Source organism: Streptomyces sp. NPDC093071 (assembly GCF_044754545.1).
Classification (GTDB): Bacteria; Actinomycetota; Actinomycetes; order Streptomycetales; family Streptomycetaceae; genus Streptomyces.
Genome location: NZ_JBIVPH010000012.1, coordinates 101,778 through 125,825, shown reverse-complemented (window position 1 = coordinate 125,825; position 24,048 = coordinate 101,778). Strand labels below are relative to the sequence as shown.

The following is a 24,048-nucleotide window of genomic DNA, read 5'->3' as shown; positions in this document are numbered from 1 at the left end:
TCGCGAGACGCCGCCGAGTCGTTACCCGGAGGGCCGTTACCGCGTCTGCTGGGCCGGGACGCCGGCCTGCCGCTCGTCGTCGATCGGGGAGCCGGCCGCCGCCACCGCGGCACCGGTCAGCGTCGCCAGCATCTCGCGGACGTTGGTCAGCTGCGCGTTGATCGAGTCCCGGCGGTTCGTCAGGGCCGCCAGCTCGCGCTCCGATTCGCTGCGGATGCGGTCGGCCTTGGCGTTCGCGTCGGCCACGATGTCCTCGGCCTGGCGCTGCGCGGTCTCCACCGTCTGACGGGCCCGGCGCTCCGCGTCCGTCCGCAGCTTCTCGGCCTCCAGGCGGAGCTGCTCGGCCCGGTGCTCGATCTCCGCCAGGCGCTTCTCGGCCTTCGCCTGGCGCGAGGCCAGGTCCCGCTCCGACTGCTCGCGGCGCTTCGCCAGGTTGGTCTCGAAGTCCGCGGCGGCCTGGGCGGCCTTGGCGCGGGTCTCCTCGAAGAGGGCGTCCGCCTCCTCGCGCTTCGACTGCGCGTCCTTCTGCGCCTCGGCGCGCAGCGAGTTGGCCTCGCCCTGCGCCTTCTCGACGATCCGGACACCCTCGTCCTCGGCCTTGGCCTTGCGGTCGGACGCGAATGACTCCGCGTCGTTGCGCACCTGCTGGGCGGCCGACTCGGCCAGCTCGCGGTGCTGCTCGGCGGCGCGACGGGCCTCCTCGCGCAGGTCCTTCGCCTCCTCCTCGGCGAGCCGGAGGATCTTCTCGACCCGGGCGCCGAGCCCCGCGTACGACGGCTCGGCGTCGGTGACCTGTGCCTGGGCGTTCTGCGTTTCGAGGTGGAGCTCCTCGATGCGCTTCTCCAGAGAGGTGATGCGCGAAAGAGCACTGTCGCGGTCGGCCACGAGCTTGGTAATGCGGTCGTCCACCTGACCGCGGTCGTAACCGCGCCGCACGAGCTCGAAGCCGAAGGGGGAGGAAGTGTCGCTCATGGGGTTCCTGTCGAATGAGACCGGTGAGGTGTTAGAGGGAATCCTAGGGGCCGAAGCGGCGTGTCATCGAGCGTATGCCTGTTTGGTCTGGAGAATGTCCAGCCTTTTGAGTGGCTAGCCGTCCTGGGACTTGCCACTCGTACGGGTGGAACCCGCCGAGGCCCCCGCTCTGGCGCCCACCGCCCCGGAGGACTTCGCACCGCCCGGGGTCTCGAAAGACTCCAACGCCTCCAGCACGTCCTGGACACGGGAGATCTCGGCGTTGATGTCCTTGCGCCGGCGCACCAGGACCTCCAGCTCGCGCTTGCCCTCCGCGATCGTCTCCTCGGCCTCGGCCGCCGCCTCGGCCCTGATCCGCTCGGCCTCCGCCTTGATGCCCTCGGCCTCCGCGACGAGCGACGCCTTCTTCTGCTCGGCCTCCTTGAGGAGCGCCTCGGCCTTGCGCACCGCCGCGATCCGGACCTTGCTCGCCTCCGAACTCGCGTCGGAGACCAGCTCCTTCGCCTTCTCCTCGGCCTCGGCGCGCTGCTCCGTCGCCGCCTTCACCAGCTTGTCGACCCGCTCGCCGGCCGTCTTCATCTGCTCGGCCGTCTCACGCCGCGCCCGCTCGTGCAGCTCCTCGATCTCGCCCTCGATCCGGCTCCGCAGCTCCTCGGCCCGCTCCCTTATGGCCGTCGCGTCGCTGCGCGTCCCGACCAGGAGCTCGTCCGCGTCCGTGCGGGCCTTCTCCACCAGGGAATTGCCCTCGACGGTCGCCTCGGCGACGATCCGCTCGGCCTCCTTGCGGGCCGCGCCGACCATCAGGTCCGCCTGCGACTCGGCCTCCGTGGTGGCGCGCAGCGCCTCCTCCCGGGCCTTGTCGATGAGCTGGTCGGCCTGCTCGGCCGCGTCCGAGCGCTTCTTGGCCCCGGCCTCCCGCGCCTCGTCCAGGACCCGGTCCGCCTCCTCGCGGGCCTCCGCGCGCATCCGCTCGGCCGCCGCCTCGGCGTCCGCCTTCAGCCGCTCGGACCCGGCACGGACCTCCTCGGCGTCCCGCCGCGCGGAGCCCAGCGCCGCCTCCGCCCCGGCGCGCGCCTCCGCCACGACCGCCTCGGCCAGCTCGGCGGCCTCGCGGGTGATCCGCTCGGCCTCGCTCGTCGCCTCGGCGATCAGGGCGTCCGCCTGCTCGGCGGCGTCGCTGCGGCGCTTGTCGGCGGCCTTGCGGGCCTCGTCGAGGACCTGCTCGCCGTCCGCGAGCGCGGCGGCCCGCAGGGCCTGGGCGTGCGCCTCGCCGTCGATCCTGACCTGCTCGGCCTCGGCGCGGATGCGCAGGGCGTCCTGCTCGGTCGTCTCCATGAGCTCGATCGCCTCGGCGGTGAGCCGCTCGGACTCGGCCGTCGCCTCGGAGGTCACCCGCTCGGCCAGCTCGGCGGCCTCGCGGGTGATCCGCTCGGCCTCGCCCGTGGCCTCGGCGATCAGGGCGTCGGCCTGCTCGGCGGCGTCGGCGCGGCGCTTGTCGGCGGCCTTGCGGGCCTCGTCGAGGACCTGCTCGCCGTCCGCGAGCGCGGCGGCCCGCAGCGCCTCCGCGTGCGCCTCGCCGTCCGCCTTGACCCGCTCGGCCTCGGTACGGATGCGCAGGGCGTCCTGCTCGGTCGTCTCCATGAGCTCGACCGCCTCGGCGGTGAGCCGGTCCGCCTCGGACCGCGCCTCGCCGACCACCGTCTCGGCCCGCTCGGCGGCCTCCGAACGGATCCGGTTCGCGTCGTCCCGGGCGTCCGCCCGCGTGCGGGCCGCGTCCTGCTCGGCCGCGGCGAGCGAGTCCGTCACCTCGGTGCGCACCCGCTGCGCGTACTCGGCGGTGTCCGTCCGCAGCTTCTCCGACTCGGCGAGCGCGTCCGCGACCGTCCGCTCGGCCAGCGCCTTCGCGGCCTCGGTCTCCTCCTGGGCACGCGCCCGCGTGCGGGCCGCGTCCTCGGTCGCCCGCTCCCGCTCCTCGTACGCGTCGGCGCGGACCCGGTCCGCCTCCTCCTGCGCCTCGCCGCGCGTCCGCTCGGCCGCGTGCTCGGCCGCCGACCGCAGCCCGGCGATCTCCTCCTCGGCCTGCTCGCGCAGACCGGCCACCGAGTCCCGCACCTCCTGGGCGGTCTGCTCGGCCGCCGCGACCATCTCGGTCGCCCGCGCGTCCGCCTCCTCGACCAGGCGCTGCGCCTCGGTCTGGGCGTCCTCGACCCGCTTGCGGGCGGCGGCGAGCAGCTCCTCGGACTGCTCCCGGGCCAGCTCGCGCTCCCGGCCGGCCTCGGAACGGGCCGACTCCAGCGTCTCCTCGGCCTCCCGGCGGCGCCGGACGGCCTCCTCCTGCGCGGCGGCCAGCGCCTCGGCGGCCTCGGCGGCCACCCGCTCGGCGGCGGCCGCGGCCTCCGACCGCACCCGGTCGGCGGTCTCCTGGGCCTCCGACCGCAGCCGCTCGGCCTCGTCGGACGCCTCCGTGCGCAGCCGTACGGCCGCGGTCTCGGCCTCGGTGCGCGCGGCGGACGCGTCCGCCGCCGCCTCGGCCCGCAGCCGCTCGGCCTCCTGCTCGGCCTGCTCCCGGAGGGTGCGGATGCGCTCGGCGGCCTCGGTCCGCAGCCGCTCCGTCTCCTCGGCGGCCTCGCGCCGGATCCGCTCGCCCTCGGCGCGCGCGTCGGTGAGCTCCTCCCCGGCGGACGCCACCTTCGCCTCGGCCTCGGCGTGCAGCCGGGTCAGCTCCTCGGCGGCCTCCGCGCGCCGCGCCCCGGCGGCCCGCTCGGCGTCCGCGCGCAGCCCCGCGGCGGCCGTCTCGGCCGCGGCCCGCACCGCCTCGGCCTGCTCCTCGGCCTCGACCCGCAGCCGCTCGGCCTCGGCCCGGGTGCGCTCCAGGGTCTCCTCGGCCTGGGCCCGGAGCGTCTGGGCGCGCTCCATCGCCTCGGACTTGACCTTCTCGCTCTCCGCGCCGGCCTTCGTCCGCACTTCCTCGGCGTCCGTACGGGCCTTGGACAGCAGCTCCTCGGCGGTCTTCGCCGCCTCCTCGATCTGCTGGAGGGCCTCGCGGCGCGCCTCGCCGCGGATCCGCTCGCCCTCGTCGATGGCCTCGCCGCGCAGCTGCTCGGCCTCGCCGCGCAGCCGCCGCGCCTCCTCCTGGAGCTCGACGGTCTTGGCGCGGTACTCCTTGGTGTCGTCCTTGGCCGAACCGAGCAGCTCGTCGGCCTGCTCCCCGGCCCGGGCGCGCAGCCGGTCGGCCTCGGTCTCGGCCTCGCGGCGGACCCGCTCGGCCTCCTCGGCGGCCTTGCGGGTGGTCTCCCGGGCGTCCTCGGACGCCTTGGTGAGGATCTCCTCGGCGCTGCGGGCGGCCTTGGCGAGCGCGGCGGCGGAGTCCTCGGCGGCGGCCGTACGGGCCTTGTCGGAGGCCTCCGTGACGAGCTTCTCCGCCTCGGCGGTCGCCTCGCGGAGTTTCTCCTCGGCCTCGGCCTTGAGCGCCTCGGCCTCCTTGGTGGCCTCGCCGACGAGCCGGGCGATCTCCGCCTTGGCGGTACGGGTGCGCTGCTCGTTGACCGACTCGGCGGAGGAGAGCTGCCGGGCGGCGGCCTCCTTGGCCTCGGTGAGGGCCTTCTCGGCCTCGGCGCGGGCGAGCCGCAGCCGCTCCTCGGCCTCCTGCATCCGCTGTTCGGCGGCGCGGGACAGCTCGGTGGCCTGGCGGCGGGCCTGGTCGGTCTCGGCCGCGGTGGAGGAGCGGAGCTGCTCGGCGTGGCTGGTGGCCTCCTGGGCCTGGCTGGACGCGGCCCCGAGGAGCCGCTCGGCGTCCTTGCGGGCGCGCAGCAGAATCGCTTCGGCCTCGGCACGGGCGGCCTCCGCCTCGGCGCCGGCGCGGCGGCTGGTCTCCTCGGCGAGCCGGGTGGCCTCGGCGCGGGCGGTGGCGAGCGCCTGCTCGGCCTCCGCGCGGGACTCCTCCATCAGCCGGCGGGCCTGGGACTCCGTACGGGCGCGCAGCTGCTCGGCCCAGGCGACGTTCTCGTTGACGTGCGCCTCGACGGTCTGGCGGCGCTCGTTCAGCTCCTGGTCCAGCTGCTGGCGGCGCTGGACGGCCTCGTTGTGGAGCTCGGCCTGGAGCCGCGCCTGGTGCTCGGCGTGCTCCTGGAGGATGCGCTGGGTCTGGGCCCGGGCCTCGCGCAGCTCGCGCTCGGCGTCCTGGCGGAGCTGCTCGGCCTGCGCCTGCGCGTTCCGCAGCATCTGCTCGGCCTGGTAGCCGATGTCGGCGCTGTCGTAAGCGGGCCGGGACGCGATGGTGCGCCGCGCCTCGTGGAGCTTGGCGCGCAGGACCTCGACCTGGTAACCGAGGTCCTCGGCGTGCTGGACGGCCTTCTCCCGCTCGGTCCTCAGCCGGTCCATCTCGGCTTCGAACCGGGCGAGATGGTCGTCTTCGGCTCGGTGGCTCTCCTGCCGTTCGTAGCCCCGCACTGCGCGGTCCCATCCTTCCCCGAGCTCTCAACGCGTTCGAGCAGGGGTGACCCCAACCCTGGTCGCAACACTCCACGAGCGCCGTCCCCTCGGCCGGGGACGGGCCCCCGGGGAATCGTGGCAGATCGGACGACCCCGACATCCCGACTTGGGTGCCACGCGGAGCGGCCCCGACCGGCCCCGGCCCGGAGCCGCCCACTCTACCGGGCCGGGAATCCGGAGGTCAGTGCTCCGCTGAGGAGTGGTCAGCCGACGGCTTCGCCGAGGTGACCAGTTCCGTGAGCACGCCGTGACAGTCCTTGGGGTGCAGGAAGGTGATCCGGGAGCCCATGGAACCGGTCCTCGGCTCGTCGTAGAGGACCCGGACGCCCTTGCCGCGGATGGCCTCGGCGTCGCCGTCGACGTCGGCGGTGCCGAAGGCGATGTGGTGCACGCCCTCGCCGTTCTTGGCGAGCCACTTGCCCACCGCCGAGTCCTCCCGGGTCGGCTCCAGGAGCTGGAGGTAGGAGGCGCCGCCGTCCGAGGTCCCGTTGATCTTGAGCATGGCCTCGCGGACGCCCTGCTCCTCGTTGACCTCGGTGTGGAAGACCTCGAAGCCGTAGGTCGCGCGGTAGAACTCGACGGTCGCGTCGAGGTTGAAACAGGCGATCCCGATGTGGTCGATTCGCGTCAGCATGGCTCCAGTGCAACCCCGGAGGGGCGGTTACGCAACGTGCGCGCCGTCACACCGTCCGGCCGATGACCGGGCGCCGGACGCCTCAGTACATTGACTGTAAACCCTCGTTCACTTCTCACCCCTAGGGGCCGTGCCTCATGTCTGGAACGACCGGTACCACCTCAGTGATCGTCGCGGGCGCCCGCACGCCCATGGGTCGCCTGCTCGGCTCGCTCAAGTCCTTCTCGGGCGCCGAGCTCGGCGGCTTCGCCATCAAGGCGGCCCTCGACCGGGCCGGCATCGGCGGCGACCAGGTGCAGTACGTGATCATGGGGCAGGTGCTCCAGGCGGGCGCCGGTCAGATTCCCGCCCGCCAGGCCGCCGTCAAGGCCGGCATCCCGATGAACGTCCCGGCCCTCACCGTCAACAAGGTGTGTCTCTCCGGGCTCGACGCCATCGCCCTCGCCGACCAGCTGATCCGCGCCGGCGAGTTCGACGTCGTCGTCGCCGGCGGCCAGGAGTCGATGACCAACGCCCCGCACCTGCTCCCGAAGTCCCGCGAGGGCTTCAAGTACGGCGCGATCGAGATGCTCGACGCCATGGCGTACGACGGCCTCACCGACGCCTTCGAGGGCGTCGCCATGGGCGAGTCCACCGAGAAGCACAACACCCGTCTGGGCATCGCGCGCCCCGAGCAGGACGAGATCGCGGCCCTCTCGCACCAGCGCGCCGCCGCCGCCCAGAAGAACGGCGTCTTCGAGGCCGAGATCACCCCGGTCGAGATCCCGCAGCGCAAGGGCGACCCGGTGATCTTCGCCAAGGACGAGGGCATCCGCGCCGAGACCACCGTCGAGTCCCTCGGCAAGCTCCGCCCCGCCTTCGCCAAGGACGGCACGATCACCGCCGGCACCTCCTCGCAGATCTCCGACGGCGCCGCCGCCGTCGTCGTGATGAGCAAGGCCAAGGCCGAGGAGCTGGGCCTGGAGTGGATCGCGGAGATCGGCGCCCACGGCAACGTGGCCGGCCCGGACAACTCCCTCCAGTCGCAGCCGTCCAACGCGATTCAGCACGCCCTCAAGAAGGAGGGCCTGACCGTCGACGACCTCGACCTGATCGAGATCAACGAGGCCTTCGCCGCGGTCGCCGTCCAGTCGATGAAGGACCTCGGCGTCACCTCCGACAAGGTGAACGTCAACGGCGGCGCCATCGCGCTCGGCCACCCGATCGGCATGTCCGGCGCCCGGGTCGTGCTCCACCTCGCCCTGGAGCTCAAGCGGCGCGGCGGCGGCATCGGCGCGGCGGCCCTGTGCGGCGGCGGCGGCCAGGGCGACGCCCTGATCGTCCGCGTGGCCGGCAAGTAAGTCACCCGGGCGACAGGCCGGGCAGGATCGGTCAAGGTCAGGCAAGGAGTTCTGCACATGGTGGACGTCCCCGCACTCGTCGCCCAGGCGCGCGAGGGCAGGCCCCGGGCCGTGGCCCGGCTGATCTCGCTCGTGGAGGGGGCGTCCCCGCAGCTGCGCGAGGTGATGGCGGCGCTCGCGCCGCTCACCGGCGGGGCGTACGTGGTGGGCCTGACCGGCTCGCCCGGCGTCGGCAAGTCCACCTCGACGTCCGCGCTCGTCACCGCCTACCGGCGGGCGGGCAAGCGGGTCGGCGTCCTGGCCGTCGACCCGTCCTCGCCGTTCAGCGGCGGGGCGCTGCTCGGGGACCGGGTCCGGATGTCGGACCACGCCTCCGACCCGGGCGTCTACATCCGCTCCATGGCCACCCGCGGCCACCTGGGCGGCCTGGCCTGGTCCGCCCCGCAGGCGATCCGCGTCCTGGACGCGGCCGGCTGCGAGGTGGTCCTCGTGGAGACCGTCGGCGTCGGGCAGTCGGAGGTCGAGATCGCCTCCCAGGCCGACACCTCCGTGGTCCTGCTCGCGCCGGGCATGGGCGACGGGATCCAGGCCGCGAAGGCGGGCATCCTGGAGATCGGCGACGTGTACGTGGTCAACAAGGCCGACCGGGACGGCGCGGACGCCACCGCCCGCGAGCTCAACCACATGCTGGGACTCGGGGAGGCGCGCGGACCGGGCGACTGGCGGCCGCCGATCGTCAAGACGGTCGCGGCGCGCGGCGAGGGCGTCGACGAGGTCGTGGAGGCCCTGGAGAAGCACCGCGCCTGGATGGAGGAGCGGGGGGTCCTGGCGGAGCGCCGCAGGGCCCGTGCCGCCCGCGAGGTCGAGACCATCGCGGTCACGGCCCTGCGCGAGCGGATCGGGGACCTGCGCGGCGACCGGCGGCTCGACGCGCTCGCGGAGCGGATCACGGCGGGCGGCCTCGACCCGTACGCGGCCGCCGACGAGCTGGTCGCGGAGCTGACGGGCACCTGAGGGGCACGTACGAGGAAGGGCCTCCCCGGATCGGCGGGGAGGCCCTTTCCCGTACGGAGGGCTACGGCTTGCCGCGCCGTCCGCGCAGCTGCTCCGCGACCGGCTTCAGGGACTCGTGGAGGTCGCCGAGCGCCTCGGGGGTGAGCTGGTCGATGAAGTGCCTGCGCACCGACTCGACGTGGTGCGGGGCGACCTTGCGCATGGTCTCCATGCCGGTGTCGGTGAGGACGGCGTACAGCCCGCGCCGGTCGGACTCGCAGTTCTCGCGCCGGACCAGGCCCGCGGTCTCCATCCGGGTGATCTGGTGGGAGAGGCGGCTCTTCGACTGGAGGGTGGCCGCGGCGAGGTCGCTCATGCGCAGCCGGCGCTCGGCCGACTCCGAGAGGTTCACCAGGATCTCGTAGTCGTTCATCGTCAGGCCGAAGGGCTGGAGGTCCTTCTCCAACTGGTACGTCAGCATCCGCTGGACGTCCAGGAAGGTGCGCCAGGCACACTGCTCGCCGTCGGTGAGCCACGGGGTGGCCGTCTCGGTCTCCATATGTGGATTCTACCTAAGAAGTTGAATTCTTGACGAAATCTGGGAGCGTGACGCCGGGCACCCGGGGCCCCACCCGGGCGCGGTCCCCGTCCCGCCACCGGCGCAGACGTTCGAGGGCGTCACACTCCGCAGACTACCGCTCACAGCCCGAAGCGACGCTGGAGGTCTCCCAGCTGGCCGGGAAGACGCGGTACCGCACCCTGCTGCCCGTGGCCTGAACCGTACCCGCCGTGACCGCCGGGCACACCCGCCTGGGCCGGGGGAGCGCCGGCGTCCCGCTCCGCCATCAGCAGCTCCGTCGACTGGAGCAGCACCGTGCCCGCCCCCACGAACTCGAACTGGTGCTCCTCGCCCGAGGTGCCGCCCAGACCCGTCAGGGACCGCAGGCCGCCCAGCACGCCCGTCAGATAGCCGTGGTCGTAGTGGTGGCAGGGCGAGGGGCAGTCCGCCCAGCCGACCAGCGCCTGCGGGTCCACCCGCATCGGCGGCTCCATGAAGACCACCGGACCGTTCGACGCGGCGACGAACTTGCCCGTCCCGATCAGCGTCACGAAACCCGGCACGATCGACTGCTTCAGCGCCAGGGTCGGCTGGTAGGCCAGCAGGTTCCCGGACCGGATCGTCAGGTTGCCCTCGTCCAGGTCGAAGGAGTTCACGTCGAAGGCCCGGTCCGCGAGCAGCATCTTGCCGCTGCCCTCGGCCACCACCCAGTCGCTCGCGTGCAGCGGCGAGTGGAAGGACGTCCGCACCAGCCGGTCGAGCCGCCCGTGCCCGATGCCGTTGAACTCGATCCGCCCGTAATAGGCGATCATCTTGCCCTTCTGCAGGAACCACTGGGAGCCCTTGAGCTCCACGCAGAAGGTGTACGGATTGACGTTGTCGTCCGACGGCAGGGTGTGCGGATCGTGGATGACAGGGGTGCTCACAGCTTCTCCTCCGAGGCCTGGACGTACACCGCGCCGCTGCCGCTCAGCTCCAGCTGGAACGCCTCGCCCGAGCCGCGCCCCACCATGTCCCGCCAGCCGAGCGCGGTGGAGAGCTTGTTCCGCACGTCGCCGTGGTGGGCCACGTACGCCTGCGGGTCGACGTGCACCGGGCGGCCCGGGACGATCGGCAGCTCGATCACGCCGCCGTGCGCCATGACGGCCACCGAGCCGTGGCCCTTCAGGGTCGTGGTGAAGAGCCCCTGGCCGGTCACCTGGCCCCGGACCATGCCCATGACCCCGCCCTGCGAGCCCATGAACATCGTGCCCTGCTCCAGGGTCCCGTCGAAGGCGAGCAGCCGGTCGGCCTCGACGTACAGGGTGTCGCCGGTCAGCGCGATCACCTGGATGTGGTGGCCGCCGTGCCCGAACATCACCGTGCCGCTGCCCTCGACCGTCATCAGCGGGGTCGCCTCGCCGGCCACCCGGCGTCCGATCATCGACATCAGGCCGCCCTGGCCGCCCGCCGTGTTCGGCGTGAAAGAGACCTCGCCCCGGTACGCCAGCATCGCGCCGCGCTGGCTGAACAGCCGCTGCCCCGGGACGACGGTCGCCTCGACCATCTTCGAGTTGATCTCGCGGAACGGCATCAGACGTCACCCCCGATCGTGTTCCGCTCGCTCGGCTGGACGTACACCAGGCCGTCCCCCTCGAAGCGGATCTGGAAGGCCTCGCCGCCGCCCTCGCCCATGAAGGTGCGGAAGGTCACACCCGACTGGAAGTGCTGCTGGAGGTTGCCCTGGTGGGCTATGTACGCGCCGGGGTCGACCTGGAGCGGGTACTGCGGGGTCACCCGCAGCACCACCGCCGGGCCGTCCGACATGATCGCCGCCTGGCCCGTCCCCTCCACGGTCGTGGTGAAGAGGCCGTTGCCGGTGGCCCCGCCGCGCAGCCCCGTGAAGGTGGTGCCGGTGCGCAGCCCCGCGTCGGTGCACAGCAGGTTGCTCGCCTCCACCCACAGCTTGTCGCCGTGCAGGGAGACGAGGTTGATCTCGGAGGCCCGGTCGGCGAACCAGCAGGTCCCCTGCCCGCGCACCTCCATCACCTCCATCTGCTCACCCGTGAGCCGGCGGGTCACCATGCCGCGCAGGCCCTCACCGCCGCCGCTCATCTTCTTGAACGCCATCTGGCCGTCGTAGGCGACCATCGAGCCGTTCTTCGCCTTCACGGCGTCGCCGGTCAGGGAGACGGCGAGCACCTTGCTGCCTTGGAGTCGGAACGTTGCCACGGGCCGAAGGTACTGGGGACCCGGTTAAAGGGACAGCAAAGTCGCCGTGCACAATGGTCGGGCCCTTGTGCTTCCGTTCACAAGATCGCGTTCACAAGACCGAACGAAGGTGACCCCCTCCGTGGACATCAAGACCGCCTCCTCCCTCCACCGGCTCCGGCTCGTCTCCGCGCCGGAGGCCGTCTCCTTCCTGCTCCTCCTCGTCTGCTCGGTGCTCAAGCGGACGACGGAGTTCAACGCGGTGCCGGTCATGGGAGCGATCCACGGCATCCTCTTCGTCGTGTACGTCCTCTTCTGGCTGGACGCCTGGAACCGGACCAAGTGGGGCTTCGGCACCGCCGCCCTGTACTTCGCCCTCTCGGTCCTGCCCCTGGGCGGCTTCTACGCCGAGCGGAAGCTGAAGCGCGAGGCCGAGGACGCGGTCATCGCGTCCCGCGCCCGCCGCGAGGGCACGGTGAACGCGTGATCGTCGCCTTCTCGGTGACTCCGCTCGGCGTGGGCGAGGAGGTCGGCGCGTACGTCGCCGACGCCGTCCGGGTCGTCCGGGAGTCCGGCCTGCCGAACCGCACCGACGCGATGTTCACCTCGATCGAGGGCGAGTGGGACGAGGTCATGGACGTCGTCAAGCGCGCCGTCGCCGCCGTCGAGGCCCGCGCGCCCCGCGTCTCCGTCGTCCTCAAGGCCGACATCCGCCCGGGCGTGACGGACGGTCTGACCTCGAAGGTCGCGACGGTGGAGCGCCACCTCGACGCCTGATCCCCGCCCGTTTCCTCTCGCGGCCCCCGCTCCCGTCCGGAGCGGGGGCCGTTCCGTTTTCCCCGCGAGGGCGGCGCGAACGACACGCCCGGCAAAACCCCTCGCACGGACGACTCCGGCCGGCACGCCGGGTCTTTGCCCCTCTGGTGGTCGGTCGACCGCCCCGGCGGGACATCCGGCCCCCAGGGTCGGGAACGCCGTGCGCGGCGGCGCGTACGGGCGAGGGGATGATCCGCGCCATCGGGACATGGCGGTCAGCCGGTTCCGGGCTGCGACACCGCGAGGCCCAGCGGGGTCCGCTCGTACAGCACCTGGTGCCCGTAGCGCCGGGAGGTGAGCAGCCCCGCGTCCCGCAGCACCGCCAGGTGCGCCGAGACGGTGGAGGGCGCCCTGCCCAGGAGGTGGGCGAGGGCCGTGGTCCCCATCGGCTCCGTCAGGGCGCACAGGACGTCCGCCCGCACCGGGCCGAGGAGCCGCCCGAGGGCCTCCGGGGTGCGGTCCCGGGCGTCCGTCCACAGCCCGCCGATCCCGCGCGCCGGGTACACCACCGTCGGCTGCCACGGCGGGTCGAAGCCGCTCACCACGTCGGGCCAGGTGAACACGGACGGCATCAGGACGAGGCCCTGCCCGTCCAGCGGCCGCACGTGCTCGCCGTGGTAGTCCACGCGGAGCGTGGCCGTCTCCGCCGCCCAGGCGAAGGACGGGTGCAGCTCGCCCAGGAGCCGTTCGAAGCCGCCCTCCGCGAGCCGCCGCGAGTGGTACGCCACGTCCGCCTCCAGGAGCGCCCGCAGCCGGGGCCAGTCGGGCGCGACCAGCGCCTCCCAGGCGGCCCGCAGCAGCTCGGCGAGCCGCCCCACCGCACCGGCGGGGTCCGCGAGCATCCGCCGCCCCTCGTCGGTCTCCGCCGCCCCCGGCGTCGAGGCCAGCGCCCGCTCGAAGTCGTCCAGGGCGAGCGCCGCGGGGGTCTCCCGTACGGCCTCGATCTCCTCCTCGAAGGAGGCGGCGGGCCCCAGCGGCGGCGGGTACAGGAAGTCCGGGCTGTGCCCGCGCGCCGGCATCAGCAGGTGCAGCGGCCCCAGGTCGAGCCCCCGCGCGGCGCCCGCGATCCGGCGCATCCAGGGCAGGTGGTACCCCTGCTGCCGGGGCCGCGCGAGGACCCGCACGGCGGAGTGCGTCTCCCACAACGGCGACACCGCGAACCGCACCCGCAGCGGGTCGGCCTCCCCGAAACGCAGGTGGTACGGCACGGCCCACCCCTCCGGAAGATTCGCCTGGACCCGAAAGTCTAGGCCGCCCGCCTGCTCGACGGCAGTCTGCGCCCATGCCGAAGCCCGACGTCTCGAACACCTCCGCGCCTACGGGGGAGTCCGCGCCCACAGCCGTACCCGTACCCGCGCCCATACCCGTACCGGCGGACACGCCCACACCCGCCGACGGCCGGAAGACCCCGCCCGGTCCCGGATACCGGGCCGTCTTCCGGGTGCGGGAGTTCCGGTTCGTGTTCGTGGCGCATCTGTTCTCGCTGCTCGGGGTCGTCGTCAGCGAGCTCGCGCTCACCGTGCTCGTCTACGACCTCACCCGCTCCCCGCTCCTCTCCTCCCTCACCTTCGCTCTCGGCTTCCTCCCCTACCTCCTCGGCGGCACCCTCCTCGCCGGTCTCACCGACTGGTTCCCGCCCCGCCGGATCCTCGTCGTCTGCGACCTCGTCTGCGCCGCGTGCGTCGTCCTGATGACCGTCCCCGCCACCCCCGTCGCCGCCCTGCTCGCGCTGCGCTGCGCCATCGCCGTCGTCTCGCCCGTCTTCAACGGGACCCGCATGGCGACCCTCGCCGACGTCCTCGGCGAGGGCGACCTCTTCGTCCTCGGCCGCTCCCTCCTGCGGATCGTCTCCCAGAGCGCCCTGCTCGCCGGGTTCGCGGCCGGCGGCCTCCTCCTCACCGTCGTCCCGCCGCGCGGCGCCCTCGTCGTCACCGCCGCCACCTTTCTTGCCTCCGCGCTGCTGCTCCGTCTCGGCACCGTCCGCCGCCCCGCCCGGGCCGCCGGGTCCGCGGGCGGGCTCTCCGGCACCTGGGCGGTCCTCCGCGACCGCCGCGTGCGCGCCCTGATGGTGATGTTCTGGGTGCCGCCGCTCTTCGCCGTCGTACCGGAGGCGCTCGCCGCTCCCTACGCCGACGAGATCGGCGTCTCCACCGCCGCCCTCGGCCTCCTCATGTGCGCGCTGCCCGTCGGCACCATCACGGGCGAGCTCCTCGCCGGCTCCCTCCTCTCCGCCGCCGCCCGCTCCCGGATCGTGCTGCCGCTCGCCGTCACCGGCGTCCTGCCCTACCTCCTGTACGCGGTCGGGCCCGGCGTCGCCCTCGCGGCCGCCGCGCTCTTCCTGGCCGGCGCCACCGGCGCGTACACCCTCGGCCTCGACGCGTGGTTCGTCGCCGCCGTCCCCGAGGAGCGGCGGGGGAGGGCCATGACCCTGATGACGGCGGGCATGATGACCGTCCAGGGCGTCGGGATGGCGGGGGCCGGGCTCGCGGCCGAGTTCTTCCCCGTCCACGCGGTCGTCGCGGGCACCGGGGTCGTCGGGACCCTCTGCCTCCTCGCCGCCGCCGCGGAACTGCGGGCGGCCGGGGCGACCGAAGGACGAGACGGGGCTGACCGCCATGTTCCCCATGGGTAAGGTCGACGCGTGCCGAAGCCGCTCAGTCTCCCCTTCGACCCCATCGCCCGCGCCGACGAACTCTGGCAGAAGCGCTGGGGCCCGGTCCCCTCGATGGCCGCGATCACCTCGATCATGCGCGCCCACCAGATCCTCCTCGCGGAGGTCGACGCGGTCGTCAAGCCGTACGGCCTGACCTTCGCGCGGTACGAGGCCCTGGTCCTGCTCACCTTCTCCAAGGCGGGCGAGCTGCCGATGTCCAAGATCGGCGAGCGGCTGATGGTCCACCCCACCTCGGTGACGAACACGGTCGACCGGCTGGTGAAGTCCGGTCTCGTCGCCAAGCGGCCCAACCCCAACGACGGCCGCGGCACCCTCGCCACCATCACCGACAAGGGCCGCGAGGTGGTCGAGGCGGCCACCCGCGACCTGATGGAGATGGACTTCGGGCTCGGCGCGTACGACTCCGAGGAGTGCGCCGAGATCTTCGCGATGCTGCGCCCCCTCCGGGTGGCGGCGAACGACTTCGACGAGGCCTGACCCGCGCGAAGATCGCCCGGAACGTGCGGTTACGCTCGACGGCATGAAATCCAGCGTGCTGACCCGCTACCGCGTCATGGCGTACGTGACCGCGGTCATGCTCCTCATCCTGTGCGCGTGCATGGTCGCCAAGTACGGCTTCCACACGGGCGAGGACCTCACCTTCGCGGTCTCCCAGACCCACGGCGTCCTCTACATCATCTACCTGGTCTTCGCCTTCGACCTGGGCTCCAAGGCACGCTGGTCGTTCGGGAAGCTCCTCTGGGTGCTGGTCTCCGGGACCATCCCCTTCGCCGCCTTCTTCGTCGAGCGCAAGGTCCACCGCGAGACGCTTCCGCTGGTCAGCGGCGCGCAGCCCGTCCCCGCCAAGGCGTAACCCCCCACCCCGCGCCACGCCGCGCGGGGTCCGCCATCGACATTTACTAGGACGTCCTAGTAAATTCGAAGCATGGACGCTGACGCCATCGAGGAAGGCCGCCGTCGCTGGCAGGCCCGTTACGACAAGGCCCGCAAGCGGGACGCCGACTTCACCACGCTCTCCGGCGACGCCGTCGAGCCCGTCTACGGGCCCCGGCCCGGGGACACCTACGAGGGGTTCGAGCGCATCGGCTGGCCGGGCGAGTACCCCTTCACCCGGGGACTCCACCCGACCGGCTACCGGGGCCGGACCTGGACCATCCGCCAGTTCGCCGGCTTCGGCAACGCCGAGCAGACCAACGAGCGGTACAAGATGATCCTGGCCGCCGGCGGCGGCGGCCTCTCCGTCGCCTTCGACATGCCCACCCTCATGGGCCGCGACTCCGACGACCCCCGCTCGCTCGGCGAGGTCGGCCACTGCGGCGTCGCCATCGACTCCGCCGCCGACATGGAGGTCCTCTTCAAGGACATTCCCCTCGGCGACGTCACGACGTCCATGACGATCTCCGGACCCGCCGTCCCGGCCTTCTGCATGTACCTCGTCGCCGCCGAGCGCCAGGGCGTCGACCCGGCCGTGCTCAACGGCACGCTCCAGACCGACATCTTCAAGGAGTACATCGCACAGAAGGAGTGGCTCTTCGAGCCCGAGCCCCATCTGCGCCTCATCGGCGACCTGATGGAGCACTGCGCGGCGAAGATCCCCGCGTACAAGCCGCTCTCCGTCTCCGGCTACCACATCCGCGAGGCCGGGGCGACGGCCGCGCAGGAGCTCGCGTACACCCTCGCCGACGGCTTCGGCTACGTGGAGCTCGGCCTCTCCCGCGGCCTGGACGTCGACGTCTTCGCCCCCGGCCTCTCCTTCTTCTTCGACGCGCACCTCGACTTCTTCGAGGAGATCGCCAAGTTCCGCGCCGCCCGCCGCATCTGGGCCCGCTGGATGAAGGAGACGTACGGCGCGAAGACCGACAAGGCGCAGTGGCTCCGCTTCCACACCCAGACCGCCGGCGTCTCCCTCACCGCCCAGCAGCCGTACAACAACGTCGTGCGGACCGCCGTCGAGGCCCTCTCCGCCGTCCTCGGCGGCACCAACTCCCTCCACACCAACGCCCTCGACGAGACCCTCGCGCTCCCCAGCGAGCAGGCCGCCGAGATCGCGCTGCGCACCCAGCAGGTGCTCATGGAGGAGACCGGCGTCGCCAACGTCGCGGACCCGCTGGGCGGTTCCTGGTACGTCGAGCAGCTCACCGACCGCATCGAGGCCGACGCCGAGCGCATCTTCGACCAGATCAAGGAGCGCGGCCGCCGCGCCCACCCGGACGGGCGGCACCCGATCGGCCCGATCACCTCCGGCATCCTGCGCGGCATCGAGGACGGCTGGTTCACCGGCGAGATCGCCGAGTCCGCCTTCCAGTACCAGCGTTCCCTGGAGAAGGGCGACAAGCGGGTCGTCGGCGTCAACGTCCACCACGGCTCCGTCACCGGCGACCTGGAGATCCTCCGGGTCAGCCACGAGGTCGAGCGGGAACAGGTCCGCATCCTCGGCGAGCGCAAGGGCCGCCGGGACGACGCGAAGGTCCGCGCCTCGCTCGACGCGATGCTGGCCGCCGCCCGCGACGGCTCGAACATGATCGCGCCGATGCTGGAGGCCGTCCGCGCCGAGGCCACCCTCGGCGAGATCTGCGACGCCCTGCGCGACGAGTGGGGCGTCTACACGGAGCCCCCGGGCTTCTGAAGTCCCGCGCGGGACAGGGGCGGTACGGCGATGAGGGGCGGTACGGGATTCCCGTACCGCCCCTCACGCGTCCGTGCGCGGCTCAGCCCCCGGCCGTCGCCGCCGCGCCGAGACCCCCCACCAGGAGGGCCGACAGGCGCGCCACCCACGGCCCGTCCACCGGCTCGGCGCTGACCAGGGCGCGGTGCACGACCGCGCCCGCGATGACGTCGAAGATCAGGTCGTCGGTGGCGCCGACGGCCGGCAGGTCGCGGTCGGACGGGAGTTCGCCGCGCCGCTGCGCCCGCATCCGGCCCTCCAGGACCAACCGCTTCTGGCGGTCGACGATCGAGGCGCGGATGCGCCGGCGCAGCGGCTCGTCCCGGGTCGACTCGGCGACCACCGCCATCAGCGCCGTCTTCGTCTCAGGGCGCTCCAGGAGCGCCGCGAACTGGAGCACCACGTGCTCGATGTCGGCCCGGAGCGAACCCAGGTCGGGGAGTTCGAGCTCGTCGAAGAGGACGGCGACCGCGTCCACCACCAGCTCGCTCTTGTTGGCCCAGCGGCGGTAGAGGGTCGTCTTCGCGACCCCGGCGCGGCCGGCGACGTCCCCCATCGTGAGCTTGGACCAGCCCAGCTCGACCAGGGCCGCGCGGGTCGCCTCCAGGATGGCCTCGTCGGCCTCGGTGGAGCGGGGGCGCCCGGTACGGCTGCTGCGGGGGTTGGTGCGGCTACACATGAACGTCGACCATACCCGCCGGTAGGTACGGCGCCAGAGGGCTGCGATGTGAGCCAGTTCACCGTACGGATCTGCCGTCCGCTCTCCCGTCGTCTCCGCCCCGCCAGTTACGCTACGACTCGTAGCGAAAGGCTTTGAGCGGCCCGAGCGACAACCACGGCACCGGGTGGGGACCCGGTGCGAACCAGACAACAGAAGACGGGCAACCGTGTCGTCCACGCGTCTCGCACACCGGCGGGAGGCGGGTGGACGGCGCGGTTCGGCCACGGCTTAACGGTTACGCGCGCGGAAGGGGGAGGATGGAGCCATGCAGCCCCGAAACATGTCCATGAGCGGCGTCGTCGACCTCGCCGCGGTGAAGGCGGCCGGAGAGGCCAAGGCGAAGGCGGAGCAGGCGCGCGCCGAAGCCGCCCGGCAGGGCGGAACGGCCGCCGTGCCCCCGTCCGCCCTGGTGATCGACGTCGACGAGGCGGGCTTCGAGCGCGATGTGCTCCAGCGTTCCGCCGAGGTCCCGGTCGTCCTCGACTTCTGGGCCGAGTGGTGCGAGCCCTGCAAGCAGCTCGGCCCCCTCCTGGAGCGGCTCGCCGTCGAGTACCACGGCCGCTTCCTGCTCGCGAAGATCGACGTCGACGCCAACCAGATGCTGATGCAGCAGTTCGGCATCCAGGGAATTCCGGCCGTTTTCGCGGTGGTCGCCGGTCAGGCGCTGCCGCTCTTCCAGGGCGCGGTGCCCGAGGCCCAGATCCGCGAGACCCTCGACCAGCTGATCGCGGTCGGCGAGGAGCGCTTCGGCCTCACCGGCATCGCCGTGGACGCGGACGCCGACCCCTCGGCCCCCGCCCCGCGCCCGGCCGGCCCGTACGACTCCCTCCTCGAAGCGGCGATGGTCGCGCTCGACGCGGGCGACCTGGCGGGCGCCGTCCAGGCGTACAAGAACGTGCTGGCCGACGACCCGGCCCACCCGGAGGCCAAGCTCGGCCTCGCGCAGGCCGAACTCCTCGCCCGCGTCCAGGACCTGGACCCGGGCGCCGTCCGCAGGAACGCCGCGGACGATCCGGCCGACGTCACCGCGCAGCTCGCCGCCGCCGACCTCGATCTGGCGGGCGGTCACGTGCAGGACGCCTTCGGGCGCCTGGTGGAGACCGTGCGCCGCACGGCCGGTGAGGACCGGGACGCGGTGCGGCTGCGGCTCCTGGAGCTGTTCGAGGTGATCGGCTCCGACGACCCGCGCGTGACGGCGGCCCGGCAGGCCCTGGCCCGCGTGCTCTTCTGAGGTCTTCCGGACCCCTTCCCCCATGCCCGATCGTCCGGCGATTTGGCAGCGGAGTGACAAATGGCGGCCGCGCTTTACCAAAACTTGGTAATCGCGGCCGCTGTTACTTGCAGTAAATCGAACCCGGCGCTCTGTCCGGGTTCGTCTGGCGATCTGCCGATATTCCCCTCCCCTCGAACGCACCCTGTGTGCCCGTTCGGTCCCGTCCCGCCATGTCGCGGTTATCCACCCGTTACTAGCCAGTAACGAACCCCCTTGTGCGGGCGCCCGGAATGGACCACGATCGGCCACGCTCGGTCCGAACCGCACGACCCCGGCAACCAACCGGGACCGCGGAGAGGGTCCCCACCGGGCGGACCGGTGCTCCGGCACCGGTCGTGGACAGGGGGGTTCCCGCTCTCACCGAACGGGGCCTGTCCGATCAGGTCACGCGCACCGCGTGGCCCATGGTTGTCGCTCGGGGGTGATCGCCGGTGATGCGGAGGCGTACTGCGCCGCTCGTCGCCTCGGCGCTCTCCTTCCCGAGGACGTAGCTCTTCTCCCATCGCAGAACGGGCCCACGCCCCTTCTGGAGATGTACGTCCGAGAAGGAGGATTCTCATGAAGTCCCAGGTTCGTGGCGGGACCAGATGGAAGCGTTTCGCCGTCGTCATGGTGCCCAGCGTGGCCGCGACGGCAGCGATCGGCGTCGGCCTGGCGCAGGGCGCGCTCGCCGCGTCGTTCGCGATCTCCGGCCAGGAGTTCAAGGTCTCCACCGACAAGCTGGTGGGCACCGAGTTCGTCCAGTACGGCAGCGTCGCCAAGGGCAACAAGCTGGACGGCACGCCGTTCGGCGCCCCGGTCGCGGTCTCCGGCTTCGACACGGCCCACATCACCAACATGTGCCAGTCGGTCGTGACGCCGGTTCCGGGTCTCGGTGACATCACCCTCCGTCTGACGGCCGGTGACAGCGACAAGGCCAAGAAGGGCGACACGGACGAGCAGGTCTACGCGAAGGACCTGTACCTCGACGTCTCCTACCTGGAGGCCGACGCCGAGTTCAAGCAGATCGACATCGGCGTCGCGGCCGGCTCCCTCCCGAAGTACGAGGGCGGCCAGGGCATCCAGCCCAACACCGAGGCCAACAAGTTCGGTTTCGGCCAGCGCGCCAAGGACGCCACCCTCAGCAACGTCAAGCAGAAGGCGTGGGCCACCACGGCCGCCACCTTCAGGCTTCCCGACCTGAACCTGTCCCTGCACCGGGGCACGGAGAAGGAGTGCTTCAAGGGCTGACCGGTCCCCGGACCGATCCGCCCCGAAGCGGCGGGACCGCCGTGCGCGGTCCCGCCGCCGGGCCCCTCCCTTCTCATCTCCACTTCTCAGCGACACCGCTTCCAGGGAGCTGTTTTCCATGAGCGCCGAGACCCCTGCCTCCCGCGAAGTCCCCAAGGAGAACCGGTTCAAGGTCTGGCGGCAGACCCGGCCCTTCTGGGCGGGACTGTTCACCCTCCTCGGTGGCGTGCCGATCGCCTACCTCCCCTACGGGGACATGCGGCTCGGCAACATCACCCTCGCGATGAAGACGACCGCCGGATCCAGCGCGCTGATCATCGGCGTCCTGCTCATCACGCTCGGCCTGATGATGTGGTTCCAGCCCGCCGTACGGGTCTTCGCGGGCGTCGCGACGATCGTCCTCGGCCTGGTCTCCATCCCCGTGTCGAACTTCGGCGGTCTCGGCGTCGGATTCCTGCTCTCCCTCATCGGAGGCGGCATGTCCATCGCCTGGGCTCCCGCACCGCCGGTCGAGGAGACCGCGGACACGGAGGACGACGCCGGGCCGGAGGCCTCCGCCGAAGCCGGGGCCGTGCTGACGGCCGGGCTCCCGGAGCAGCGCGGACCGGAGCACCACGCGACCCAGAAGACGTTCGATGCCAACGGCGGGAGGAACAGTGCGGGGTGACGAGACCCAGCCGGCGCTCGCGAAGGGCGGACCGCGGCACGCGGCCCCACGCAAGACGCTGCTGAACAGGATCCAGGGCCCCGCGGGCAAGGCGATGGCGCTGGCCGCCATGCCGACCGCGGTGTTCGTGGGGATGGGCCTCACGCCCAAGATCGCCCTCGCCGACGACAAGGACGTCCCCTTCGCGCCCGGCCCCTGCGTGACGCGCTCGGACGAGCCGACGCCGGAGGCCACGGAGACGCGGAAGGAGACGCCGAAGCCGACGGCCACCCCCTCGGCGACCGCCACCCCCTCGGCCACTCCCTCCGGGACCCCTTCCGCCACCGCGACGCCGACGCCGACCGCGACGACGACCGGGCAGACGACCACGCAGCGGGTGCAGACCACCACGGCCCCGAAGCCTGCCGCCACCCCGACCCCGACGGCCGCACCCACGCCGACGAAGTCGAAGAACCCGCTGGACCCGCTGGGTCTGGGCGACGCGCTGAAGGACGTCTTCGACGGCCTCGCCCCGAAGAAGGCGACCCCCACGCCCACCGCGACGGCCACGCCCACGACGGCGGCGCCGACGACCCCGGCCCCGACCACGTCGGCCCCGGCCACCGCGCCGAAGGCGACCACCACGCCGAAGCCCACCGGAGCCGCGAAGGCGACCGCCGACCCGGACGCCGAGAAGACGAAGGCCGAGATCCGCGCGGCGGCCGAGAAGGCCGGCGTCGAGGCCGAGGAACTGCCGGAGAGCGCCCAGGGCCTCGACGCCAAGAAGGACGAGGACATACCCGAAGGCGCCAAGCCCCGCTTCCCGTGCCCCGAGCGCGACGACGCGGCGCTCGCGGCGGCCGACCTGGAGCCCGGCATCCCGCTGCTCCCGGACGAGCCGTGGCGCCTGGAGAGCTCGGTGCTCACGCTGAGCGGTCTGAAGTACCACGGCATCGTCGAGGTGAGGACCTACGGCGGCAAGACCAAGAAGGTCCTGAAGTTCACCGCGTCCTCGGTGGGCATCAAGGACCTGCACCAGATGACGGTCCACTCCCCGGGACTGACGGCCCACGTCCGGTCCCAGAAGGGCTCGACGTCGACCATCACCGGCGGCACGGTGACGATGTACACGGAGGAGCTGAAGGGCAACCTCCTCGGCATCATCCCGATCACCTTCGGGCCGGAGTCCCCGCCCCCGCTGAACCTTCCGGAGATCCTCTTCACCAACGTCAAGCTCAAGCAGGCCGGTCAGTTCGGCGGCACCCTCAAGGTCGAGGACCTGCGCAACACGATCGAGCCGAGCTGACCCCCGTACTGCTCCGGGAGCCGCACGCGCCGAAGCCCCCGTCCGCACCGGACGGGGGCTTCGGCGCGGGGTGCGCGCGGCGCGTCAGTCGCGCTCGCCGCCGCCGAGGTGGTGCACCCGGACCATGTTCGTGGTGCCGGGGACGCCGGGGGGCGAGCCGGCCGTGATGACCATGGTGTCGCCCTCGTTGTAGCGCTGGAGCTTGAGCAGCTCGGCGTCCACGAGGTCGACCATCGCGTCGGTGTTGTCCACGTGCGGGACGACGTAGGACTCGACGCCCCAGCTCAGGGTGAGCTGGTTGCGGGTGTTCTCGTCCGTGGTGAAGGCGAGGATCGGCTGCTGGGTCCGGTAGCGCGAGAGGCGGCGGGCCGTGTCGCCGGACTGGGTGAAGGCGACCAGCGCCTTGCCGCCCAGGAAGTCCGCGATCTCGCAGGCCGCGCGGGCGACCGAACCGCCCTGGGTGCGCGGCTTCTTGCCCGGGACCAGGGGCTGGAGGCCCTTGGAGAGCAGCTCCTCCTCGGCCGCCGTGACGATCTTCGACATCGTCTTGACGGTCTCGATCGGGTACGCGCCGACCGAGGACTCGGCCGACAGCATGACCGCGTCGGCACCGTCCAGGATCGCGTTGGCGACGTCGCTCGCCTCGGCGCGGGTCGGACGCGAGTTGGTGATCATCGACTCCATCATCTGGGTGGCGACGATGACCGGCTTGGCGTTCCGGCGGCAGAGCTCCACCAGGCGCTTCTGCACCATCGGGACCTTCTCCAGGGGGTACTCCACGGCGAGGTCGCCGCGGGCCACCATGACCGCGTCGAACGCGGCGACGACGTCGGCCATGTTCTCCACGGCCTGCGGCTTCTCCACCTTGGCGATGACGGGGACCCGGCGGCCCTCCTCGTCCATCACCTTGTGGACGTCCTTGACGTCGTCGGCGTCCCGCACGAACGACAGGGCGACCATGTCGCAGCCCATCCGCAGGGCGAAGCGCAGGTCGTCGACATCCTTCTCGGACAGGGCCGGGACGTTGACGGCCGCGCCGGGCAGGTTGATGCCCTTGTGGTCCGAGACGACACCGCCCTCGATGACGATGGTCCTGACCCGGGGGCCCTCGACCTCGACCACCCGCAGCTCGACGTTGCCGTCGTTGATGAGGACCTGGTCGCCCTTGGAGACGTCGCCCGGCAGACCCTTGTAGGTGGTGCCGCAGATCGACTTGTCGCCCGGGACGTCCTCGGTGGTGATGGTGAACTCGTCACCGCGCACCAGCTCGACCGGTCCCTCGGCGAAGGTCTCCAGACGGATCTTGGGGCCCTGGAGGTCGGCGAGGACGCCGACGGCCCGCCCGGTGTCCGCGGCGACCTGCCGGACGCGGTCGTACCGCTCCTGGTGTTCTGCCTGGGAGCCGTGGCTGAAGTTGAATCGGGCCACGTTCATGCCGGCCTCGATGAGAGCCTTCAGCTGCTCATACGAGTCGACGGCGGGGCCCAGCGTGCAGACGATTTTGGAACGGCGCATGAGGCGGATCCTATCGGTTTGTT

22 protein-coding genes are annotated in these 24,048 nt (G+C 72.4%); 12 read left to right on the top strand and 10 right to left on the bottom strand.

Annotated elements, in window-relative coordinates; translation table 11 throughout:
• Positions 1-36 precede the first annotated feature (36 nt).
• The 3 genes from ACIQD7_RS30885 to mce all read right to left on the bottom strand — a co-directional run bounded on the left by ACIQD7_RS30885 (position 37) and on the right by mce (position 6,097).
• Positions 37-972, bottom strand: coding sequence for a cellulose-binding protein (locus tag ACIQD7_RS30885; protein WP_053647663.1), 936 nt, complete (start codon positions 970-972; stop codon positions 37-39).
• Between the two features lie 114 nt (positions 973-1,086).
• Positions 1,087-5,421 (bottom strand): polarized growth protein Scy, encoded by a 4,335-nt coding sequence (gene scy / locus ACIQD7_RS30880; RefSeq protein WP_402445961.1) that lies wholly within the window; start codon positions 5,419-5,421, stop codon positions 1,087-1,089.
• Between the two features lie 223 nt (positions 5,422-5,644).
• Positions 5,645-6,097 carry a methylmalonyl-CoA epimerase gene (mce, locus tag ACIQD7_RS30875; RefSeq protein WP_366371980.1) on the bottom strand — a complete coding sequence of 151 codons (453 nt, stop codon included), beginning with the start codon at positions 6,095-6,097 and terminating at the stop codon, positions 5,645-5,647.
• Positions 6,098-6,234: 137 nt separating this feature from the next.
• Between mce and ACIQD7_RS30870 the strand changes: the two genes are divergently transcribed.
• Entirely contained in the window at positions 6,235-7,437 is a 1,203-nt protein-coding gene (locus ACIQD7_RS30870) for an acetyl-CoA C-acetyltransferase (protein WP_121833446.1), read from the top strand.
• A gap of 57 nt (positions 7,438-7,494) precedes the next feature.
• The gene (meaB, locus tag ACIQD7_RS30865; protein ID WP_121833447.1) at positions 7,495-8,451 is read left to right on the top strand and encodes a methylmalonyl Co-A mutase-associated GTPase MeaB; all 957 of its coding nucleotides are present in this window, start codon (positions 7,495-7,497) and stop codon (positions 8,449-8,451) included.
• 61 nt (positions 8,452-8,512) lie between these two features.
• On the opposite strand, the gene ACIQD7_RS30860 is transcribed toward meaB, so the two are convergent.
• From ACIQD7_RS30860 to ACIQD7_RS30845, 4 genes are all read right to left on the bottom strand, one after another.
• Positions 8,513-8,989: a MarR family winged helix-turn-helix transcriptional regulator gene (locus ACIQD7_RS30860; protein WP_121833448.1), complete on the bottom strand. Its 477-nt coding sequence runs from the start codon at positions 8,987-8,989 to the stop codon at positions 8,513-8,515.
• A gap of 140 nt (positions 8,990-9,129) precedes the next feature.
• Positions 9,130-9,915 (bottom strand): AIM24 family protein, encoded by a 786-nt coding sequence (locus ACIQD7_RS30855; RefSeq protein ID WP_121833449.1) that lies wholly within the window; start codon positions 9,913-9,915, stop codon positions 9,130-9,132.
• Positions 9,912-10,562 carry an AIM24 family protein gene (locus tag ACIQD7_RS30850; protein ID WP_121833450.1) on the bottom strand — a complete coding sequence of 217 codons (651 nt, stop codon included), beginning with the start codon at positions 10,560-10,562 and terminating at the stop codon, positions 9,912-9,914. The genes ACIQD7_RS30855 and ACIQD7_RS30850 overlap by 4 nt, the downstream gene beginning before the upstream one ends.
• Positions 10,562-11,200 carry an AIM24 family protein gene (locus ACIQD7_RS30845; RefSeq protein WP_121833451.1) on the bottom strand — a complete coding sequence of 213 codons (639 nt, stop codon included), beginning with the start codon at positions 11,198-11,200 and terminating at the stop codon, positions 10,562-10,564. Before ACIQD7_RS30845 ends, ACIQD7_RS30850 begins: the two co-directional genes overlap by 1 nt.
• 121 nt (positions 11,201-11,321) lie before the next feature.
• Here ACIQD7_RS30845 and ACIQD7_RS30840 point away from each other — a divergent pair, with 121 nt between their 5' ends.
• Complete coding sequence (locus ACIQD7_RS30840; RefSeq protein ID WP_383416481.1) at positions 11,322-11,666, top strand: DUF3817 domain-containing protein; 345 nt, start codon at positions 11,322-11,324, stop codon at positions 11,664-11,666.
• Positions 11,663-11,956 (top strand): MTH1187 family thiamine-binding protein, encoded by a 294-nt coding sequence (locus ACIQD7_RS30835; RefSeq protein ID WP_351971223.1) that lies wholly within the window; start codon positions 11,663-11,665, stop codon positions 11,954-11,956. The genes ACIQD7_RS30840 and ACIQD7_RS30835 overlap by 4 nt, the downstream gene beginning before the upstream one ends.
• A gap of 254 nt (positions 11,957-12,210) precedes the next feature.
• Here ACIQD7_RS30835 and ACIQD7_RS30830 read toward each other — a convergent pair whose 3' ends face one another.
• Positions 12,211-13,203 (bottom strand): DUF5937 family protein, encoded by a 993-nt coding sequence (locus ACIQD7_RS30830; RefSeq protein WP_383416490.1) that lies wholly within the window; start codon positions 13,201-13,203, stop codon positions 12,211-12,213.
• A gap of 74 nt (positions 13,204-13,277) precedes the next feature.
• Here ACIQD7_RS30830 and ACIQD7_RS30825 point away from each other — a divergent pair, with 74 nt between their 5' ends.
• The 4 genes from ACIQD7_RS30825 to ACIQD7_RS30810 all read left to right on the top strand — a co-directional run bounded on the left by ACIQD7_RS30825 (position 13,278) and on the right by ACIQD7_RS30810 (position 17,295).
• Entirely contained in the window at positions 13,278-14,627 is a 1,350-nt protein-coding gene (locus ACIQD7_RS30825; protein WP_402445953.1) for an MFS transporter, read from the top strand.
• 9 nt (positions 14,628-14,636) lie between these two features.
• Complete coding sequence (locus ACIQD7_RS30820) at positions 14,637-15,146, top strand: MarR family winged helix-turn-helix transcriptional regulator (RefSeq protein WP_121828752.1); 510 nt, start codon at positions 14,637-14,639, stop codon at positions 15,144-15,146.
• Positions 15,147-15,189: 43 nt separating this feature from the next.
• Positions 15,190-15,522: a DUF3817 domain-containing protein gene (locus ACIQD7_RS30815; protein WP_121828751.1), complete on the top strand. Its 333-nt coding sequence runs from the start codon at positions 15,190-15,192 to the stop codon at positions 15,520-15,522.
• 72 nt (positions 15,523-15,594) lie between these two features.
• The gene (locus tag ACIQD7_RS30810) at positions 15,595-17,295 is read left to right on the top strand and encodes a methylmalonyl-CoA mutase (RefSeq protein ID WP_121828750.1); all 1,701 of its coding nucleotides are present in this window, start codon (positions 15,595-15,597) and stop codon (positions 17,293-17,295) included.
• Positions 17,296-17,377: 82 nt separating this feature from the next.
• Here the strand turns inward: ACIQD7_RS30810 and ACIQD7_RS30805 are convergent, their stop codons facing one another.
• Complete coding sequence (locus ACIQD7_RS30805; protein WP_121828749.1) at positions 17,378-18,013, bottom strand: TetR/AcrR family transcriptional regulator; 636 nt, start codon at positions 18,011-18,013, stop codon at positions 17,378-17,380.
• A gap of 307 nt (positions 18,014-18,320) precedes the next feature.
• Between ACIQD7_RS30805 and ACIQD7_RS30800 the strand changes: the two genes are divergently transcribed.
• From ACIQD7_RS30800 to ACIQD7_RS30785, 4 genes are all read left to right on the top strand, one after another.
• Complete coding sequence (locus tag ACIQD7_RS30800; RefSeq protein ID WP_121828748.1) at positions 18,321-19,286, top strand: tetratricopeptide repeat protein; 966 nt, start codon at positions 18,321-18,323, stop codon at positions 19,284-19,286.
• A gap of 600 nt (positions 19,287-19,886) precedes the next feature.
• Entirely contained in the window at positions 19,887-20,558 is a 672-nt protein-coding gene (locus tag ACIQD7_RS30795) for a DUF6230 family protein (protein ID WP_121828747.1), read from the top strand.
• Between the two features lie 118 nt (positions 20,559-20,676).
• Positions 20,677-21,225 carry a DUF6114 domain-containing protein gene (locus ACIQD7_RS30790; protein WP_401418607.1) on the top strand — a complete coding sequence of 183 codons (549 nt, stop codon included), beginning with the start codon at positions 20,677-20,679 and terminating at the stop codon, positions 21,223-21,225.
• Positions 21,215-22,510, top strand: coding sequence for a hypothetical protein (locus ACIQD7_RS30785; protein WP_402445947.1), 1,296 nt, complete (start codon positions 21,215-21,217; stop codon positions 22,508-22,510). The genes ACIQD7_RS30790 and ACIQD7_RS30785 overlap by 11 nt, the downstream gene beginning before the upstream one ends.
• Before the next feature lie 84 nt (positions 22,511-22,594).
• Here ACIQD7_RS30785 and pyk read toward each other — a convergent pair whose 3' ends face one another.
• On the bottom strand, positions 22,595-24,025 hold the full coding sequence (gene pyk, locus ACIQD7_RS30780) for a pyruvate kinase (protein WP_161374065.1): 1,431 nt from the start codon (positions 24,023-24,025) through the stop codon (positions 22,595-22,597).
• Positions 24,026-24,048 lie beyond the last annotated feature (23 nt).